This window comes from Neolewinella aurantiaca (assembly GCF_008014675.1).
Lineage (GTDB): Bacteria > Bacteroidota > Bacteroidia > Chitinophagales > Saprospiraceae > Neolewinella > Neolewinella aurantiaca.
In genome coordinates this window covers 67,590-87,061 of the sequence record NZ_VOXD01000016.1, presented here as the reverse complement: position 1 = coordinate 87,061, position 19,472 = coordinate 67,590, and the positions used below count along the sequence as shown (strand labels likewise).

Genomic DNA, 19,472 nt, shown 5'->3' with positions numbered 1-19,472 from the left:
GCTGAACCCGCGTACTAATCCTCCAGCAAGCGGTATTCCAGCGCTACCCGCACCAATCCGGCGGTGTTCCGGGCGCCCAGTTTTGCCAGGATGTTGCGCCGGTGCGTCTCTACCGTACCAAAACTGATGAATAGTTTATCGGCAATTTCCTGGGTGGTGTACTCGTCCACGATCAGGGTCAGTACTTCTTTTTCCCGGCGGCTGAGCCGCGGGAAAGGACTTCTGTTGCGTGTTTTTTCTCCCCTGCTGGTTCCTTCGATCAACATATCGTTGATTTCTTCGCTGAAATATTTACGCCCTCTTTTCACCCGGTCGAGGGCGATCAACACTTCATCCTTGCCAGCATTCTTATGCAAATAGCCACTCGCTCCGTTCCTGATCATCAGCCGAACCAAACTCATCTCACTAACCATAGACAAGCCGACAACGGCAACGTCCGGGAATTCCTTTTTGACCATTTTGCAGAGTTCCACGCCGTTGAGCTCCGGCATATGGATGTCCATCAAAATAGTATTGATCGGCTCGCCCTGCCGCAGGGCAGCTAACAGCTGTGCACCGTTTTGGTACAGCCCCGTGAGGGTAACACCGGGCACGTTTCCCAACATCAGTTCAAGCCCCTGAAGAACTATGGCGTGGTCATCCACGATGGCAAGGTTAGTCATAATTTATCTGTTAGGGTATGGCAGCATTTGAAAAGGTTGTGGGCTTGTCCAGGGGTACGGTAAGCGTTACCGTCGTACCGTGACCGGGGCTACTGTCGTATTGAATTTCGCCGTTCAGGTAGTGAACCCGGCTTTCAATATTCTCCAGTCCGATGCCGCCCCCAGCTGATTCGCGGGTCGCATCGAACCCTATCCCGTCATCCTCTACGGTAAGCATCAGTTGGTTGGGTTGATCGATAAGCTGGAGGAACAGTTTATTCGCCTGAGCGTGCTTCATGACATTATGAGTGAGTTCCTGCAGAATGCGCAGAATCATCGCCTGTCCGTCTTCATTGAGGCGCAGATCGGGTTGTCCGACTATTTCGAGTTCGGTCTCTAAGCCACGCAGGTTGAGCTGATCCACCATATCCCGTACGGAACCGGAGAGGCCCGACAGCGCAAGCGTTTGTGGCATCATATTGTGGGCGATACGTCGTACTTCGGTACAGGCCCGGTCGAGCAACTGACTTGCCGCAACGGCGGTCGGGGCCTCGTTGGCCAGCCGTGATTTCACCGTAGCCAGCAAGCCACCCAGGCCATCGTGGAGGTCTTTAGCCACCCGTTTTCGTTCTACCTCCTGCCCTTCGATCATAGACCGCAGGCCGTTCACCTCAGCTTCCTGTTTCAGGGCTCTGACCTCAGCTTTCCGTTCCGATTCTTTACGCAGAGCTTCACTCTTCTGAAATTTCAGGCGCGAACGCAGGAGCAAAAAAGTGCCCGCTGACAGCAGAGCGAAGAGGCCAAGGCCCAGCCACAGCATCTGGGATCGTTGCCGCTGCTGACCGATGATGAGCTGCTGTCGTTCAATTTCAGCCTCCCTCAGTTGGGCCTGAAATTTTTCGGCGGCTTCGCCGTAAACATCCAATCGTTCCTGTTCAAAGACGTGCTCGATGGTATCCACATAAAAAGCAAAATGGCTGAATGCCATTTCCTGGTCCTCGAGTTGTTGGTATGTTTGGCCGAGCGACCGGTTGAAATTAGTAACCAGCGCGAGCACATTTGTTTTCTTTGCGTAGGCGAGCCCCTCTTCGAGGTGCTCCCGTGCTTCGACGTAACGGCCGTCTTTTCTTGCCATTTCCCCCAGCCCCAGTAAAGCGTTGGCCATGGTAAAGGCATCCAGCTTCAGATTTGGGGCTTCAAGTGCTTTTTTGATCAGGGATTCAGCTTTGTCCAGTTCGCCCAGATCATAAAACCCGATACCCCGGCTAATCTCGACCGCAGGCAATTCTTCGGGGTGGCCGAGCGCGACGTACAATCCCGCGGAACGATCGAGCGTCTCCAGCCCTTCCTTTACTTTATTCAACTCAATCTCCACACGCCCCAGGTTATGCAATGTTGCTGCCATCCCCAAAGAGTCATTCACTTCTTCCTTCATCTCCAGCGACAGCTTATAGGTTCTTTCGGCTGAGCGCGGACGGTTCAGGCGGCGGTACAAAACCCCCAGGTTGTTCAGGATTTTGGGGAGATCTTTAGTGTACCCGCTGCTCATTGCGAGATCATAAGCAGCCGCGTAATCTCCCACAGCATCATCAAACCGGTACTGAATGATGGCCACCACTCCTTTGTTCACCAAAATACCTACCCCGATTTTCGGAGCTACGGCAGGATCGCCAATGCGCGACAACGCCAAAGCATTGTAATAACTAAACGAATCGATATCCGAAGTGAGGTAATGCAGCGAACCTAAGGTTCGGTAGCCCAAAGCTGACCACGTGGGTAATTCGCGGCGGTCTGCTAACCGGCCCATTGTCAGCGCATAGTTCTTTGCCCGGGGCGTGTCCTCGATCATCATCAGTTTCACGAGCTCATAAAGAGCATTCAGGTCTGAAGTATCATTCCCGGGGCGGGCAACCTCGGAGAGCAGACTATCTGTTTGTGCCCGCAAACCGGAAGTGGTTGCAAACAGAACAAGGGTAACAAACGGGACGACCAGGTAATGACGCATGGTAATGGATAGATGCCTCGGCCCGTAAAACAGGGCGCTAAGAAGTCCAAAATTTACGACTTTACCGGTAAGAAAAATGCATGAAAAAAGGGGTTTCGTTTTTCTCTATGAATTCATGGATCAAAGACTTACAACTATTTTCACCAAGCACTTGCTCAACAAGAAACAAAGACGTACCTTTGCGGGCCGCAAGAAGCGAGTTTAAAAATTTTATCCGCCATGGACGCTATTTCCTTCATTCACGAGCAGGTCACCAAAGAGACCAACCTTCCAGCTTTCCGTGCTGGTGATACCGTAGTTGTAGACTACCGCATTACGGAAGGCGACAAGTCACGGATCCAGCAGTTCCGTGGCGACGTAATCCAGATTAAAGGTGAAGGCCTTACCAAGACCTTTACCGTTCGCAAGATGTCCAACGGTGTTGGTGTTGAGCGTATTTTCCCCCTCTCCTCTCCTGCTATCGATGGCCTGACCATCGTTAAGCACGGTAAGGTTCGTCGCAGCCGCCTTTTCTACCTGCGTGATCGCGTTGGTAAGAAAGCCCGCATCAAAGAGCGTCGTACTAAGTAAGGTACTCTTCCGGCATTTCGGTTTCCCCTGCCTTTTCTGTTATCAGGTGCGAGTAAGGGAACATTCGATAAGCCGGATTATGTGCAGCAGGGTGACAGCATCCTGTTTGCGCTCCCTTTACGGCCCAGCCCGATCAATCTCACCGGAGGTTGGTCGGGCTGTCTGGTTTGTGACACTCAGAAGTATTTCCACCATGTTATATCGGAGCATAGAGAAAGTACCTGATGCAGGGGCAAACGCTGATTAACGCCCCTTGCACCTGCGTTCGCGCCCTGGAAAATGCATTTTTCGGGGGACGAAAAGCCTTGCGGGCAGTAGGTGCTTCCAAAATTTAACGTTTTATCGTAATACAGGAGGGAAGAAACACGTTTATAGCGCGTTCCGAACATCAGGCATACGTTCTGCATTATAGGGACGATTCTTATTCTTAGGGAGCTACTCCTGGCCGTTGCACCGGCCAAAGTGGGCGGTTCTCTTTAACTAAACCAACGCCATATGGCTACTATTCAAAACAACCCGAATCCATCACCTTCTCCTAAATTCACCCCGACTCCGGAGCCGAAAAAGAGCCGCACGCCCCTGCTTGCTGGCATCATTGCCGTTCTCTTGCTGGCCCTTGCGGGCCTGGGTATCGGTTACGCTAACCGCGGAAGCGAGAACGCACAGCTGTCTACTGACCTTGTGGAGATGGAGCAATTCAAGGCTACTGCCGAAAAGCAGTATTACGAATCGCTCGCAGAGTTGGAAGAAATGCGGGGCAGCAATGAAGAACTGAATGCCCTGATTGATCAGCAGAAAGAAGATCTCCGCACCCAAAAAGAGAAAATTTCCAGCCTCACCCGCGACAGCCGTAACCTGGTTGCTGCCCGCCGTGAACTGGCCGAGCTCCGTTCCCAGACCGACGGCTACCTCGTTCAACTCGAGGAAATGCGCCTTGCCAATGCCGAACTGACCGAAAACAACCAGCGCCTTTCCACCGAGCGCGATATGCTCAGCAGCGACCTTCAGGTGAGCCGCCAGCAAAACGAAAGCCTCAACAGCGAACGCGCCGTACTGGTAAGCGAGCGTGAACAACTAACCAGTACCAATCAGGAACTGAACCGTAAAGTGGGCATCGCCAGCGTACTTAAGGCTAATAATATCACTATCGTTGGTCAGAAAGCTCGCAGCAACGGCAAATTTGCCGAGCGCAAAAACGCCAATTACGTTGATCGCTTGTACGTTTGCTTCAACAGCCTCGACAACGCAGTAGCGAAGATGGGCGAAGAAACATTCCAACTCCGCATTATCAATCCTGCAGGAGAGACAATCCAGATTGACGCCGAAGGAAGTGGTGTATTCACTATGGCCGACTCCGGCGAACAGATACCATACACTAAAGCCGTTAATTTTGAATTCGACGGTGCTGCTGCCAGCCACTGTACCGATTGGTCGGTAGAGAGCCAGCAATACACCGAAGGTACTTACACCGCTGAACTCTACAACAAAGGCTACTTTGTAGGCGAGGGAACGGTTACATTTAAGTAATTCAATTCCCGACAACCAAAAAAAAACGGGGTACGGACCATCTGGTTCGTACCCCGTTTTTCTTTGTTAAACCTTCTTACGCTCCCAATAATTCTGGTCTTCTGTTTCAGCGAGAAGCGTCAGGTAAGAATTGTACCGGACATCGGTAACGCGATCATCTTCCGCTTCCACCGAAGCAATAACAGCACAGCCGGGTTCATTTTTATGAAGGCATGATCCTCCAAACTTGCATTCCGGACTCATTGCGAATATTTCGCGATAATAGTATGCGATATCAATCGGTCTGAGGTAATTGAAAGTCAGATTCTTTATACCGGGCGGATCAATAATTTCACCGCCGAAGGGCAAGTCGAATAACTCGGCAAAAGTCGTGGTGTGTGTTCCCTTTCCTGTGTAGTCAGATATTTCACCTGTCCGTAAGTCCAACTCAGGCGCTATTGCGTTGACGAGAGTACTCTTCCCCACTCCACTCTGGCCACTCAGGAGGCTGCGTTTGTCTTTTAACAGGCTTTTGAATTCTGCAAGATTGGTTCCCTTTTCGGCGGAAACGAGCAGGACGCTGTAGCCGATGTCCTGATAAATCGATGCTATCGCCTCGTACGTCAGTAGATCGTCTTCGTCGAGCAAATCGGCCTTATTGAACACGATAGTGGTTGGGATACCAAAGGGTTCAGTCATCAGCAAAAAGCGATCGATAAAGCCCAATTTCACATCAGGATAGATCAAAGTCACGATGAGAACAGCCTGATCGATATTGCTCGCAAGCAGGTGCAATTCGTGTTTCTTGCGGGGGCTTTGCCGGACCACATAGTTCTTACGGTCCTCAATTTTGCGGATAGCACCGGTCTCTTCGTCTCCTGTTCCTTCGATTACGACCGAAACCCGATCGCCTACGGCAATCGGATTGGTAAGTGCTTTGTCTTCTAAGCGGAAACGACCAGCTACGCGGCAGCGTAGCTCGAGCGCACCTTCGGGGCTTTTTTCATCGAGCCGGACATTGTACCACGAACCAGTAGATTTTGTAACAGTACCTTGCTGCATAAGGGAGAAATAAATTGAACCGAAGGTAGAGTAATAAAGCGCAAGTAAATGTTTAGTTCACCCAACATTTAAACATATCGGCAAAAAGAACAGAGCAGCTCCACTTTGAGCACCAAATTAAACCATTTTACATACTGAAAATGAGCAACTTACACACTTACGCCTTGCTTTCTTTCCACTATTTAATTTCAATGTACCTTTGTAAGAGCACCGCTAGTCCATTGATCGTATAGTGCCACGTTGTATCTTCAGCTTTCTTGTCCTCATATTTTTATGATAAACCTATAATTGTTCATTTAACCTGGTTCTACCTTGATCAGCAAGGCTAGAATCGGTTCTGTTTAAAATCATAGTTTCATGAAAATTGAGTTCCCTTCCGCAAGTTATCGGAGAATCCTATGCTTTTACTTTATGGTCCTTCTGTACTCAGGTTGATTGTGGTTCCTTCTTCTGGGATGGCCAGTAGAGCCTTAGATCAAGGTACTGACCATCAGTGTTAGCAGCAAGGCGTCCCGATCAGAGCAATTCTGGTCGGGACGCTTTCATTTTAGCCTCCGGCCGGATCTGGATGGAGCAAAGTTATTTCTCCGGAGTCCCCGGAAAACGACGTACTTTGGATGAAAAGCTAAAGTCATGGCCAAAGAGCACCAATATTACATCCAAACCGAGTGGACCGGCAACCTCGGTTCCGGCACCTTAGACTACCGTGCGTACAAGCGCGACCACATCATCTCTGCTAAAGAAAAGTCGGCGACCATTGCCGGCTCCTCCGATCCCGGTTTCCGGGGCGACTCCACCCGTTACAATCCCGAAGAACTGTTTCTCAGTTCCCTTTCAGCCTGTCATATGCTATGGTACCTTCATTTAGCTTCCGTCAACGGCATCACGGTGCTGGAGTACATCGATACCGCCGAGGGTACAATGGCCGAAGATGCTGACGGAGCGGGGCGCTTTACATCCGTAGTTCTTAAACCGCACATCGTCATTGCTCAGGCAGAGAAGGTGCTCCGCGCCAAAGAACTCCATCACGAGGCGGGCCGAAAGTGTTTCATTGCTAATTCCGTCAAAGTAGCAATCGAGTACGAAGGAGAGATCGTGGCCGGTTGAAGCGCTCAGTAAGTTCGGATATCTGCGTCTTTACGCAGGCAAAAATCGCCAGACAAACGCCAGGCGATAAGATCGCCGACCGTCAGGTCCTTGCGGGGGTTAGACCGGTCGTACTCCAGACACAATAAGCCAGGGGTGGGACATCCAGGGAAAGCGCGCTCAATAATTTTCCATGATAACCAGACTAGAATAGCCAAAGGGGCTAGCAACTGGTCCCGGATTGTTATGATTTCACCCTCACTCTCAAAATGATCGTCGTGGACGTATCCGCTATGACCAAGCTGAAAGCGTTCAACAAAGTCGAGCAGGAAGAAGTAGTTATCATCGCCCCAGTGGCCAAGGTCTTCCGCAATTTTATCGTTTAACCGGGCCGGGGGCTCGCCCTTCATCTGTGACAATTCGATTGTATCCAGATAAACGAATTTGACTTCAGAATAAGAACAGCGCATCGTAATCGTACTGGTTATCAACCAAATATACAGCAACTGGCGACCAAATCACCCTGCTTTGCTCTTCAAACCTCCCCCTGCACCCGCGATCGCGCCCAACTTGTACCACGCAAACGGTCAGGGTAAACCTTCAGTACAGCGCAAAAAAAAAGAGGCAAACAAGTTGCCTCCCAATAACCCCAAAAAACCAAATGAAAACTAAATCAATCAAACGGCAACGATATATAGTACCGCCCGACTGTAGATCCAAGGTATGATAATTTAATTTAGCCACAAGCATTTTTGAACTTTTTTTTCACCATCCAGCGAAATTTCGTTTGCTTAAAAATGACGTTAAGCCATACTATCTACTGTTTAACAAACAGGAACCGCAAGCCCGGAAGATCAGACTTTCCACCCCCTGATCCTGCATTTTAGTCATCCGGGGTACTCTATTTGATTTCCTCATAATGCTGCCCCAACCCATTTGTAATTCGCGTGTTACCTTTGCAATATGTTAGTAGCACGAATTATTTGCGGCATAATTATCGACGGCGCTTCGCGTCCGTAGGTTGCCGCTGTATTTTGCACAGCATGAAAGCTCCGACGGACCCGTTTCCGACGGAGCTTTTTTTATTTTTGCCCCTTATTATATATCCACCCGCAGATGTTTTCCACTTACAATCAGTTAGACCTTCCCGAAGTAGACAAGCAAATCCTGGAATTCTGGGAGAAAAACGATGTGTTCAAGCGCAGCATTGAGGAGCGGGACATCGAAAACTCCTTTGTCTTTTACGAAGGCCCTCCTTCAGCCAACGGCAAGCCGGGCATCCACCACGTAATGGCACGGACCATCAAGGATATCTTCTGCCGCTACCAAACCCTGACGGGCAAACGGGTAGAACGCAAGGGTGGATGGGACACCCACGGCCTGCCCATCGAACTGAAGGTGGAATCTGAACTCGGAATCACCAAGGAAGACATCGGCACGAAGATCTCCGTCGACGACTACAACAAAGCCTGTAAGGAAACCGTGATGCGCTTTAAAGGCATCTGGGACGACATCACCGTAAAAATGGGCTACTGGGTCGACCTGGAGAAGCCTTACGTAACTTACGAAAAAGAGTACATGGAGTCGGTCTGGTGGCTGCTCAAGCAGATCTACGACAAAGGCCTGATGTACAAAGGTTACACTATCCAGCCCTACTCTCCCGCAGCGGGTACGGGCCTCAGTTCGCACGAATTGAACATGCCCGGTGCTTATCAGGATGTAAGCGACACCACCGTTGTAGCGATGTTTCAAGCGCAGCGCGACGCAGATTTTGCGTGGCTCTGGAGCCTGCCAGTAATGCCTCAGACAGAAGAGGGCGCAGACGCAGGTGCAGTGATGGGTTCTGAGGACAGCAGCGATGTGCACATCATCGCCTGGACGACGACGCCCTGGACCCTGCCGAGTAACACCGCCCTCACCGTAGGCCCCGATATCGAATACGTCAAAGTGCGGACCAAGAACCAATATACCGGAGCTCCCAACGACGTCGTTTTGGCCAAGGAACTCGTTTCGAAATGGTTTGGTGGCCACAATCAACCGGTAGTGGAAGCCATGAGTGCGCCCTTCCCCGGCAGCAAGCTGGCCGGGCTGCGCTACGAGCAACTCCTTAAAGGTCCCGTACCTACCGATGGCGACGCCTTCCGCGTCATCACCGGCAACTTCGTAACCACCGATGCCGGTACCGGTATCGTGCATACCGCACCCAGTTTCGGCCAGGACGATATGGCCGTTGGCAAAGCCAACGGTATCGGCTCACTGACCCTGGTGGACAAGCAAGGTAAATTCACCGCCGACGCCGGCCAGTTTGCCGGCCGCTACGTCAAAGACTACAAAGACGACCCCGAATACAAAGACGTTAACGTCGACATCGCCATCCACCTCAAAACAGTGGGCCTCGCCTTCAACGTAGCCAAGTACAACCACAGCTATCCCCACTGCTGGCGGACCGACAAGCCCGTACTCTACTACCCCCTCGACAGCTGGTTCATCAAGGCCAGCGCCGTCAAGGAGCGCATGAGCGAGCTCAACGACACCATCAACTGGCAGCCCGAAAGCACCGGCACCGGTCGCTTCGGCAAGTGGCTCGAAAACCTGAATGACTGGAACCTCAGTCGTTCTCGCTACTGGGGCATCCCGCTGCCCATCTGGCGCAGTGATGATGGTTCGGAGGAAGTCTGCATCGGCTCCATCGCCGAGCTCGACGCTGCCATCCAGGTGGCCAACAAAGAGCTGGGCCTTAATCAGAGCGTGCCGAAAGACCTCCACCGTCCCTACATCGATGAAGTGGTTCTTTTCCAGAACGGCAAGAAGCTTGTCCGCGAGCTCGACCTGATCGATGTTTGGTTCGACTCCGGCTCCATGCCTTACGCGCAGTGGGGTTTCCCTGGCCCCCTAACCCCCAAAGGGGGAACCGGGACCCCCTCCACTACTGACGAGGAGCCTCCAGTATATCAGACGGCGAACCCCATGACCTATGCTCAGTTAAAAGAGTATGCACGGGAAATGCGCAATGAGAAAGCGACGCCTTCAGAAGAAGCTCTCTGGACCTTGTTGTCAAATAAGCAGTTCGAAGAAAATAAATTTCGTCGCCAACATATCATTGGCAACTTCATCGTTGATTTTCTTCACCTGAAGAAACGACTCATCATTGAAGTTGATGGAGCAATCCATAATTCAAAAGAAGCCGCAGAGCTTGATCAGGAGCGGACTAAGATCCTCAACAGCAAAGGGTTCAGAGTGATCCGGTTTACTAACGATGAAGTACTGCAGAACCCGGATGAGGTTCTAGCACAAATTCGTTATGCACTGAACACCCGCCCAACGTTCACTAAAGATATGCTGGACCAGGGCCTCCACTTGCGCCCGCCCTTCCTGACCCAAAGCCAGGACTCCACAGCTCCCCTTCCCCCTTTGGGGGCCAGGGGGCAGGGAGCGGCCTTCCCGGCCGACTTTATCGCCGAAGGCGTCGACCAGACCCGTGGCTGGTTCTATACCCTTCACGCCATCGGCACGATGGTCTTCGACTCTGTTGCTTACAAAAACGTAGTCTCCAACGGGCTCGTTCTTGACAAAGAGGGGAAGAAAATGTCGAAGCGCCTCGGCAATGCGGTAGATCCCTTCGTTACCATCGACAAGTACGGCGCCGACGCTACGCGCTGGTACATGATCAGCAACGCCAACCCGTGGGACAATCTAAAATTCAACGAGGAAGGCATTCAGGAAGTCCGTCGTGTCTTCTTCGGCACGCTGCACAACACCTACAACTTCTTTGCGCTTTACGCCAACATTGACGGGTACGATCCGCTGACGGCTCAGCCGGTGGCGTACAAAGACCTGCCCGAAATTGACCGTTGGATCATCAGTCGCCTCAACTCCCTGACCAGGGAAGTTTCTGAGCTCTACGCAGCTTACGACGCAACACCAGCCTGCCGTGCCATCGAAAACTTCGTCAACGCCGAGCTTTCCAACTGGTACGTGCGTCAGTGTCGCCGCCGTTTCTGGAAAGGAGAAATGAGCCAGGATAAGCGTGCAGCTTACCAGACACTGCATGGTTGCCTGTTGCAGGTAGCTCACCTTATGTCTCCCGTAGCGCCCTTCTACGCCGATCATCTTTACCGTGATTTGTTGCGCGGAGGCGCGGACGCAGGTGCACTGGAAGGACGTGAAGGAGCATTGGCCGACAGCGTTCACCTCAGCATCCTGCCTGAAGCCAACGATCGCCAGATCGACAAAGACCTGGAAACGCGGATGGCTTACGCTCAGCGCATCAGCTCGCTGACGCTTTCGCTGCGTAAGGCCGATAATCTCCGCGTGCGCCAGCCGCTACAGAAGATCCTCGTACCGGCGACCGACGCTGAGTTCCAGGCTCACGTAGAGGCTGTAGCCGACATCATCAAGTCTGAGACCAACATCAAAGAAGTTGAATTCCTGACCGACGGCGATTTCCTAAAAAAGAGCATCAAGGCCAACTTCCGCGTCCTCGGCAAGAAGGTCGGCAAGATGATGAAAGACGTTGCTGCGGCCATCACCCAGATGAGCGGAGACGACATCACACTGCTGGAGAAATCCGGAGCCTTTGTACTCACCGTCAATGACGAGGAGGTTGCCATCACGCTGGAAGACGTGATGATTGCCACTGAAGACATCCCCGGATGGAAGGTCGCCTCCGACGGCGAAGTCAGCGTTGCGCTCGACGTTACCGTTACGCCCGAACTGGCGAAGGAAGGCCTTGCCCGCGAACTCGTCAACCGCATCCAGAACATGCGCAAAGACCTCGACTTCGAGGTGACCGACCGCATCCGCGTTCGCCTGCAGGGTTCCCCCGCGGTGGAGGAAGCCGCTACGGCTTTCCGTGACTACATCTCCTCCGAAGTACTGGCGGATAGCCTGGTACTTGATGGCGATGTTGATGGCGATGCACTGGAGTTGCCGGGTGAAGAAACGGCTACGCTGGCGGTGAGCCGGGTTTAGACAGCTTCTCAACGAAAGCGGTAGACATTCTCAGGTCATGGATATACTATATAAAGTCTTCCTTTATCTTTCTTTCTCCGCCTTTGTAATGGGCGGATTCTACAACCTGAAAATGATATGGTTGAGCTGGAAAGGGTATACTTTACACCCTGACAAGTTAACCGCTGAGGAGAAAGAAGCAAGAGAAGGAATCCGAAAAATGAGATGGTGGCCGCTGTATTGGCTGCTGGGTAGCTCTTTCTTGTTTTTACTTGCCGTTCTCTTCAATAATCTGCCCTGATGAAATGCTCCTCCTCCAAGCTTCCGCACGCCCCGGCGGCGATACCTTCCACGTCGCCCAACGCCTCGCCAACGAGCTCAAAGCGGAACACCTCGACCTGCTCGATTACAAGATTCATCCCTTCAGCTACGAGCAGGAATACCCAGCGGATGACGACTTTCTGCGGCTGATCGAGACAAAGGTTTTACTCTCCGACCAGATCATCTTCGCCAGCCCGGTGTACTGGTACGCCATGTCGGGGCCGATGAAGATCTTTTTTGACCGTCTGAGTGATCTGCTCAAGAGCCGAAAAGACCTGGGCCGGCAACTACGCGGCAAGCGGATGTCGGTACTTTCCGTGAGCAACGATGAACAAATTAATGCATCCTTTTACGAGGCGTTTCGGCTTTCCGCCGAATACCTGGGCATGGAATACGGGCCGGCTTGGCACGGGTGGGTGGGAATAGACAGAAAGGCACAGATACACAAAACACAAAGCCCTACGGGTATTCCGTAGGGCTTTGGATTGCAGCATCTGCGATAATTTAACCTTACAGCGGCGAAGCCGTAAGCCTGAACTCCGGCTTAACCGCAAGATCAGTATCTGCGGGAACGGGAGTATTGGTGGTTATGGTCAGCTGAAAATCTGATGTGGCGGAGAGGAGGTGGTCCAGCAATTCAGTGTCGTTGACCTCAAGGGTGACGGATCCGCCACTCAGGTCAGAGAAGTCGTTCTCAGCCAGGGTGATGGTGCCCAGCCCGGGGGTGGTGATGGTGAGTTTGACGCGGTCTACCGCAGTAAAATCAATCGCAGCGTTGGCCGTTGCGACCCGGAAGAGAGCGCTATTGAGTTTCACCGATTTCACGCGGTCGGCGCTAATGTTCTCGTCGTTGAGTTTAGCAACAACTTCGCTCGGTATTTCCTGATCGGGGAGTACGAAGGTTCCGGCTTCGTCGGCCTCCGGCAGGGTGAAAACGATCTCAGATCCGTCTACATCAACCGTAATATCCGGAACGACATCATCCACCAGTCCGCAGGAAGACAAACCAACAGTAAACAGGGCAAAGAAGAAAGGCAAGGACTTAAAAGTCATAGTTAAAGGGTATTTTAGTTTGCCTCTTTATGGCCAGACATCCACGAACCGTTACAGCAAGAGAAAAAGAATTTGTCGGGGACGTTGAGCGTCCAGTTTACAAACGGTGCTTTGCTTTCGGACCGAATGCTCCGCCAACCTTACCTTGCATCCTGCGTCCGCGCCCAAACAGACCAATAACCACCACCTATGCTTCCAAGATTCATCGCCCTGCTATTACTGTTTTCCCTTTTCGCTTGCAACGCAGACCAGAGCAACACCAGTACTACTACCGGCAAATTCTCCGTCCCCTACGAAAAATTTGAGCTCGACAACGGATTGGACGTAGTGCTCCACGTAGACAAATCGGACCCCGTGGTAGCCGTGGCGTTAACGGCCCACGTTGGCTCCGCCCGCGAGAAAGAAGGACGCACCGGCTTTGCCCACTTATTTGAGCACCTGCTCTTCCTGGAATCGGAGAACCTGGGCAAAGGCGGGCTCGACGCCATGAGCGCCCGCATCGGTGGCTCGGGAGCCAACGGCTCCACCAACCGGGACCGGACGAACTACTTCCAAACCGTCCCCAAAGACGCCCTCGAAAAAATGATCTGGGCCGAAGCCGACAAGCTGGGCTGGTTCATCAACACCGTCACCGAACCAGTGCTGGCCAAAGAGAAACAGGTCGTCAAAAACGAAAAACGCCAGAGTTACGACAACCGCCCTTACGGCCACAACTCCTATGTGATCGACAAAGCCTTATACCCCAACGATCATCCTTACAACTGGCAGGTAATCGGCTCGTTGGAAGACCTGGACAACGCTACACTGGCCGACGTTAAAGAGTTTTTCCGCCGCTGGTACGTACCTAATAACGTAACGCTCACCATCGCCGGAGACTTTGACCCCGCGCAAGCCAGAACGTGGGTCGAGAAGTACTTCGGCGAGATCTCCGCCGGAGAAGAGGTAAAGAACATGGCCGTTCGCCGGGGCCAGCTGAGCGAAACCGTAAAGCTGTACCACGAAGATAATTTTGCACGGCTGCCGCAGCTCACCATGGTCTGGCCAACGGTAGAACAGTACTCCGAAGACGCTTATGCGCTGGACGTGCTGACCGACTTCCTGGCCTACGGTAAAGAAGCTCCCTTCAACACTGTGTTGGTTGACGAAAAAAAGCTTGCGCCCAACGTAAGGATGTTCAACTCCACTTCCGAATTGGCGGGCGAAGCCCAGCTTACTATCCGGGCCTTCCCCGGTACTTCGCTGGACTCCGTTATGGCAGGAGTGGAAGCGGCTTTTGCCCGCTTCGAGACCAACGGCATCTCAGATACAGACCTGAACCGCATCAAGGCCGGCCAGGAAACCCGGTTCTACAACGGGCTCAGCAGCGTACTCGGCAAGGGATTCCAACTCGCGCAGTACAATATGTTTGCCGGAGACCCCGGTTACGTGGAAAAAGACATCGACAACATCCTCTCCGTAAGCGCTGCTGACGTAAAACGGGTGTACGAAACCTACATCAAAGGCCGGCCGTTTGTGGCCACCAGTTTCGTGCCGAAGGGAGAAAAAGCCCTCGCGCTCTCCGGCTCAGAAAAAGCCGAAGTGGTGGAAGAAAAAATTGAAACCGGAGCCGAAGAGGAGTTCGATGCCTCTGTAGCGGCAGAGTACGAACCCACTCCGTCTACATTCGATCGCTCGTCGGAACCACCTTACGGCGAAGCACCGGAAATTACCCCGCCCACCGTTTGGCAAACTACGCTCGACAACGGCATTGGCGTGTACGGCATCGAGAACGGAGAAGTACCACTGGTAAACTTCAACCTCACCATTCCTGGCGGGCAACTGCAGGAAAGCCTGGAAAAACCCGGCGTAGCGAATATGCTGGCCGAACTGATGACCAAAGGCACCAAAAATAAAACGACCGCCGAACTGGAAGCCGCCATCCAGCAACTGGGAGCGCGCATCAATGTCTATTCTTCTACTGAAAGTTTCGTGATTTACGGTAACACGCTTGCCCGCAACTACCCGGCTACCATGGCGCTGCTCACCGAAATTCTCCTGGAGCCCCGCTGGGACGCCGAAGAGCTCGAAACCATCCGCCGAGAAACCCTGAGCGACCTCGAGCAGGAAGCAGCTTCGCCCAACGCGATTGCCAGTGCGGAATGGAACAAACTACTGTACGGCGATGACAACATCCGGGCTTACAATGAGCTCGGCACGCCAACATCGATTCCCGCCATAACGATGGACGACCTAAAGAGCTACTACAGCAACTACCTCTCTCCTTCCATCGCAAAAATGAACGTTGTGGGCGCACTAGACCAGTCTGCTGTCACCGCTCCGCTGGACAAGCTGGTGGAGGCCTGGCCGGCCAAAGAAGTAACCGTAAAGCAGTGGCCCGTTCCTGCCCCACCGGCGACGGCAAAAGTTTACTTCTACGATGTGCCAGGTGCCAAACAATCCGTCCTCCGTATTGGTAAGCCGGCCCCGACCGTCGCCGACGCCGACTACTACCCCGCCACCGTGATGAATTACATCCTGGGCGGTGGCGGCTTCGCCTCCCGCCTGACGCAGGAACTCCGCGAAAGCAAAGGCTACACCTACGGCATCCGCTCCGGGTTCTCCGGCTCGAAGGAAGTGGGAGAATTCCAGATCGGTAGCGGCGTGCGCAGCAACGTCACGCTGGAATCTGCCCAGGCCGTTAAGGAGATCCTTGAGGATTACCCGGCAACCTTCTCGGAAAAAGACCTGGAAACGACCCGCAGCTTCCTGACCAAATCCAATGCCCGCGCCTTCGAGACCGCAGGAGCCAAACTGAACATGCTCGGCAACATGAGCGAATACGGCTGGGACGCCAACTATGTGAAAGACCGCGAAGCCATCGTGCGCGGCATGAGCCAGAAGAAAATCAAGCAACTCGCCGAACAGTACCTGAAGCCAGGTGAAATGATCTGGCTGATAGTTGGCGATGCGAAAACGCAGCTTCCGCGAATGAAAGAACTGGGATACGGAGAACCGGTGAGATTGAATTAAGAGAGGAGAACTGACATCATCCCCAATACGTCTGAAACCGCTGCCTGAGGTCCCGGCCTTCGCCATAACGGTCATAGGCTTCGAAATTGGAGACTATTTCGTCCGCCGTTTCCCGGAAGGTGTCGAGCATGAGTTCTTTTTTTGCCATCTCTGCTGACCGTTCAAAGCTTTTCAGCATGGAGTTGTAGAAAGGCTCGCTCTCTACGTTGTAGAATTCCATGGCCTCCACCATCACGGCTACGCGGTAAAAATTCAGTTCAATCAGGTCTTTGGCGTGAATGGAGACCTCCCTGAAGTCTTTAATCACCTTGGCCGAGTTGCTGCGGCCCCGTTTCCCCATGCGCCTGCGTCCGGTAAAAAAGGCTTTCCGTACATCCTTTTTATACTTATCAAGCACTGCTTTGGTGCTGCCGCTCAGCTCCAGTTTGTAATATTCACGGAGCGCGGGAAAGCGCTCGTAGAGCGTTTTCAGCTCCTCACGCAGCTCGTCTTCGTCTAGTTCTTTCAGGAGGCGGAGGAAGTCTCTTTTCATGGGGTCCTTTTCAGGCGCGAACGCAGGATGCCGGGTTTTGGTTTGAAGGAGCAGGGGTGGTTTTTAAAATGGACCTCTCTTTTGCCAAGTACATGAACAGTAGCTCCGGCTTCAGCCGGAAGCTTAAAAAAAGACGCTGAGCTTCACGTCGAACCAAGCAAACCACCGGCTGAAGCCGGGGCTACGGCGGGAAACACGGCTCTAACAGTAGCTCCGGCTTCAGCCGGAAGCTTAAAAACGGACGCTGAATTTCACGTCGAACCAAGTAAACCACCGGCTGAAGCCGGGGCTACTGCGGGAAACACGGCTCTAACAGTAGCTCCGGCTTCAGCCGGAAGCTTAAAAAAAGACGCTGAGCTTCACGTCGAACCAAGCAAACCACCGGCTGAAGCCGGGGCTACTGCGGGAAACACGGCTCTAACAGTAGCTCCGGCTTCAGCCGGAAGCTCAAAAACGGACGCTGAGCTTCGCGTCGAACCAAGCAAACCACCGGCTGAAGCCGGGGCTACTACGGGAAGCACGGCTCTAACAGTAGCTCCGGCTTCAGCCGGAAGCTTAAAAAAAGACGCTGAGCTTCGCGTCGAACCAAGCAAACCACCGGCTGAAGCCGGGGCTACTGAAAACCAGGTAAAACCGGAGCCCTTTAACCACCCTTTGCACCTGCGTGCGCGCCCCGAAACATTCGGTTACCGTCATGCAGAAGACGCAAATGTTGCCCGGTCGTGATTATCTTAGGGCCATGAAGAACACGCTCTCCTTTTTGCTATTGATTTTCTCGGTAGCGACCCTACCCGCCCAGACCGAAAAAGCCCAACCCGTCTTCAAAGACGGCGAAGCCCAAATCGTTCCGGCCTTCGATGATGCCAGTAAATGGATCCGCCACGACCTGTTCGTGGAAACGACCTTCGATACCGACGGCGACGGAAAAATGGACCGCATGCACGTAGCCGTCACCCGGCCGGAACAAACAGAAACCGAAGGGTTGAAACTGCCCGTTGTCTATGAAACCAGCCCCTACTTCGCGGGCGTTGCCCGCGGTGGCAGCGAACTCTTCTGGAACGTGAAACACGAACTTGGCGAAGCAGCTCCGGCCGATCATGTCCACCCTGAAGTTCAGCGCCGGGGCGAGCGACCAATCATCTCGAACGGAAAAATCAAAACCTGGGTGCCGCGCGGTTACATCGTGGTGCATTCCAGTTCGCCCGGTACGGGCCTGAGTCAGGGCTCGCCCACCGTCGGTGGCCCCAACGAGAGCCTGGCGCCGAAGGCCGTCATCGACTGGCTCAACGGCCGCGCCAAAGCTTACACAGAACCCTACGGAACGGAAGAAGTGAAAGCTTACTGGACTACCGGCAAAGTCGGTATGACGGGGACTTCGTACAACGGCACACTGCCCCTGGCCGCAGCCACCACCGGTGTAGAAGGCCTGGAAGCAATCATTCCCATCGCCCCCAACACCAGTTACTACCATTACTACCGCTCCAACGGATTGGTGCGCAGCCCTGGCGGCTACCTGGGCGAAGACCTCGACGTGCTTTATGACTTCATCCACAGCGGAGCCGAAAACAAACGGCCCCACAACAACCGCGTTGTCCGCGATACCGAGATGAAGAACGGTATCGACCGGATTACCGGAGATTACAGTGACTTCTGGGCCGGCCGCGACTACCTCAACCAGATGGCACCGATGAAGGCGGCGCTGCTGATGAGCCACGGCTTCAACGACTGGAACGTAATGCCCGAGCACAGTTACCGCATCTACGCTAAAGCCAAGGAGATGGGCCTGCCCACCCAGATCTACTACCACCAGAACGGACACGGAGGCCCTCCCCCCATGAAGATGATGAACCGGTGGTTTACCCGCTACCTGCACGGCATCGAGAACGACGTTGAGAACGACGCCGAAGCCTGGATCGTACGGGAACGCGACGACCCGCAACAACCAACCGCCTACGACGACTACCCCAACCCGAAAGCCGCAGACGTAACGCTCTACCCTTCCGCCGGTGCTCCCGGTCACGGCGGCCTTGGCCTCGTTCAGACCCAGACGATGAAGCAAGAGACCTTCACCGACAACTACTCCTTCAAGGCCGAAGCCCTTGCCGGGGCCGAGTTCACGGAGCATCGACTGATTTACGTCTCCCCCACCCTGACGGAAGACGTTCATATTTCCGGCACCCCAAGCGTAACGGTACGAATGGCTGCCGACAAAGCCCGGGCCAACCTCTCGGTCTACCTCGTCTCCCTGCCCTGGGAGGAAGGTCGCCGCACCGTGATCACCGACAACCTGATCACCCGTGGCTGGGCCGATTTCCGCAACTATAAAAATATCCGCAAAGAAGAGGACGTGAAGCTCGGCGAATTCGTCGATGTGAATTTCGACCTGATGCCCGACGATCAGATCATCCGTACCGGCCAGCAAATCGGACTGTTGATCTTCGCCAGCGACAAGGAGTTTACGCTCTGGCCCAAGCCAGGAACCCAGGTAACGGTTGATCTTTCCGGGACATCCGTAACTCTTCCGGTAGTGGGGGGAGCGTCGGTGCTCGGACGCGCGTTTAAGGGAGACAAAGAATAAGGGGCTCCGTAGCTATAAAACGATAACGGGTACACTTGTGTACGCTATGTCGATCCGGAGGCGAGTTTCACACGATCAGAAAAAATTCTTCTGTTAGGTGTAACGCTCACTTTTCCAACTGCATCAATGATTGAAATCGTGGTGTGGTTATGGAAAGGA

Annotated in this window: 13 protein-coding genes; 7 read left to right on the top strand and 6 right to left on the bottom strand. The window is 53.3% G+C overall.

The genetic code is table 11. From position 1 onward, the window contains the following. Positions 1-14: 14 nt before the first annotated feature. Together FUA23_RS11685 and FUA23_RS11680 are read right to left on the bottom strand one after the other, a co-directional pair. A complete protein-coding gene (locus FUA23_RS11685; protein WP_147930926.1) occupies positions 15-662 on the bottom strand; it encodes a response regulator in 648 nt (215 codons plus the stop codon). A gap of 10 nt (positions 663-672) precedes the next feature. Continuing rightward, positions 673-2,646: a tetratricopeptide repeat-containing sensor histidine kinase gene (locus FUA23_RS11680; protein ID WP_147930925.1), complete on the bottom strand. Its 1,974-nt coding sequence runs from the start codon at positions 2,644-2,646 to the stop codon at positions 673-675. 219 nt (positions 2,647-2,865) lie between these two features. Between FUA23_RS11680 and rplS the strand changes: the two genes are divergently transcribed. Further along, positions 2,866-3,216, top strand: a complete 351-nt coding sequence (gene rplS / locus FUA23_RS11675) for a 50S ribosomal protein L19 (protein ID WP_147930924.1) — start codon at positions 2,866-2,868, stop codon at positions 3,214-3,216. A gap of 495 nt (positions 3,217-3,711) precedes the next feature. Continuing rightward, positions 3,712-4,743, top strand: coding sequence for a hypothetical protein (locus FUA23_RS11670; protein WP_147930923.1), 1,032 nt, complete (start codon positions 3,712-3,714; stop codon positions 4,741-4,743). 66 nt (positions 4,744-4,809) lie between these two features. Here the strand turns inward: FUA23_RS11670 and rsgA are convergent, their stop codons facing one another. Further along, positions 4,810-5,784, bottom strand: a complete 975-nt coding sequence (gene rsgA, locus FUA23_RS11665; protein ID WP_147930922.1) for a ribosome small subunit-dependent GTPase A — start codon at positions 5,782-5,784, stop codon at positions 4,810-4,812. Positions 5,785-6,417: 633 nt separating this feature from the next. Between rsgA and FUA23_RS11660 the strand changes: the two genes are divergently transcribed. Then, positions 6,418-6,891 (top strand): OsmC family protein, encoded by a 474-nt coding sequence (locus tag FUA23_RS11660; RefSeq protein WP_147930921.1) that lies wholly within the window; start codon positions 6,418-6,420, stop codon positions 6,889-6,891. A gap of 5 nt (positions 6,892-6,896) precedes the next feature. Here the strand turns inward: FUA23_RS11660 and FUA23_RS11655 are convergent, their stop codons facing one another. Next, complete coding sequence (locus tag FUA23_RS11655; protein WP_147930920.1) at positions 6,897-7,340, bottom strand: hypothetical protein; 444 nt, start codon at positions 7,338-7,340, stop codon at positions 6,897-6,899. A gap of 646 nt (positions 7,341-7,986) precedes the next feature. Between FUA23_RS11655 and ileS the strand changes: the two genes are divergently transcribed. Further along, entirely contained in the window at positions 7,987-11,841 is a 3,855-nt protein-coding gene (gene ileS, locus FUA23_RS22735; RefSeq protein ID WP_147930919.1) for an isoleucine--tRNA ligase, read from the top strand. Positions 11,842-12,125: 284 nt separating this feature from the next. Next, the gene (locus FUA23_RS11645; RefSeq protein ID WP_147930918.1) at positions 12,126-12,617 is read left to right on the top strand and encodes a flavodoxin family protein; all 492 of its coding nucleotides are present in this window, start codon (positions 12,126-12,128) and stop codon (positions 12,615-12,617) included. A gap of 34 nt (positions 12,618-12,651) precedes the next feature. Here FUA23_RS11645 and FUA23_RS11640 read toward each other — a convergent pair whose 3' ends face one another. Continuing rightward, the gene (locus tag FUA23_RS11640) at positions 12,652-13,194 is read right to left on the bottom strand and encodes a hypothetical protein (protein ID WP_147930917.1); all 543 of its coding nucleotides are present in this window, start codon (positions 13,192-13,194) and stop codon (positions 12,652-12,654) included. Between the two features lie 189 nt (positions 13,195-13,383). Between FUA23_RS11640 and FUA23_RS11635 the strand changes: the two genes are divergently transcribed. Further along, on the top strand, positions 13,384-16,203 hold the full coding sequence (locus FUA23_RS11635; RefSeq protein WP_147930916.1) for a M16 family metallopeptidase: 2,820 nt from the start codon (positions 13,384-13,386) through the stop codon (positions 16,201-16,203). A 16-nt stretch (positions 16,204-16,219) separates the two neighbouring features. Here FUA23_RS11635 and FUA23_RS11630 read toward each other — a convergent pair whose 3' ends face one another. Continuing rightward, positions 16,220-16,735 (bottom strand): DUF6155 family protein, encoded by a 516-nt coding sequence (locus FUA23_RS11630; RefSeq protein ID WP_147930915.1) that lies wholly within the window; start codon positions 16,733-16,735, stop codon positions 16,220-16,222. Positions 16,736-17,474: 739 nt separating this feature from the next. Here FUA23_RS11630 and FUA23_RS11625 point away from each other — a divergent pair. Beyond that, a complete protein-coding gene (locus tag FUA23_RS11625) occupies positions 17,475-19,313 on the top strand; it encodes a Xaa-Pro dipeptidyl-peptidase (RefSeq protein ID WP_147930914.1) in 1,839 nt (612 codons plus the stop codon). Positions 19,314-19,472 lie beyond the last annotated feature (159 nt).

Coding starts and splice junctions, on each gene's coding strand:
- FUA23_RS11685 (WP_147930926.1), bottom strand. CDS start 662: ATGACTAACCTTGCCATCGTGGATGACCACGCCATAGTTCTTCAGGGG.
- FUA23_RS11680 (WP_147930925.1), bottom strand. CDS start 2,646: ATGCGTCATTACCTGGTCGTCCCGTTTGTTACCCTTGTTCTGTTTGCA.
- rplS (WP_147930924.1), top strand. CDS start 2,866: ATGGACGCTATTTCCTTCATTCACGAGCAGGTCACCAAAGAGACCAAC.
- FUA23_RS11670 (WP_147930923.1), top strand. CDS start 3,712: ATGGCTACTATTCAAAACAACCCGAATCCATCACCTTCTCCTAAATTC.
- rsgA (WP_147930922.1), bottom strand. CDS start 5,784: ATGCAGCAAGGTACTGTTACAAAATCTACTGGTTCGTGGTACAATGTC.
- FUA23_RS11660 (WP_147930921.1), top strand. CDS start 6,418: ATGGCCAAAGAGCACCAATATTACATCCAAACCGAGTGGACCGGCAAC.
- FUA23_RS11655 (WP_147930920.1), bottom strand. CDS start 7,340: ATGCGCTGTTCTTATTCTGAAGTCAAATTCGTTTATCTGGATACAATC.
- ileS (WP_147930919.1), top strand. CDS start 7,987: ATGTTTTCCACTTACAATCAGTTAGACCTTCCCGAAGTAGACAAGCAA.
- FUA23_RS11645 (WP_147930918.1), top strand. CDS start 12,126: ATGCTCCTCCTCCAAGCTTCCGCACGCCCCGGCGGCGATACCTTCCAC.
- FUA23_RS11640 (WP_147930917.1), bottom strand. CDS start 13,194: ATGACTTTTAAGTCCTTGCCTTTCTTCTTTGCCCTGTTTACTGTTGGT.
- FUA23_RS11635 (WP_147930916.1), top strand. CDS start 13,384: ATGCTTCCAAGATTCATCGCCCTGCTATTACTGTTTTCCCTTTTCGCT.
- FUA23_RS11630 (WP_147930915.1), bottom strand. CDS start 16,735: ATGAAAAGAGACTTCCTCCGCCTCCTGAAAGAACTAGACGAAGACGAG.
- FUA23_RS11625 (WP_147930914.1), top strand. CDS start 17,475: ATGAAGAACACGCTCTCCTTTTTGCTATTGATTTTCTCGGTAGCGACC.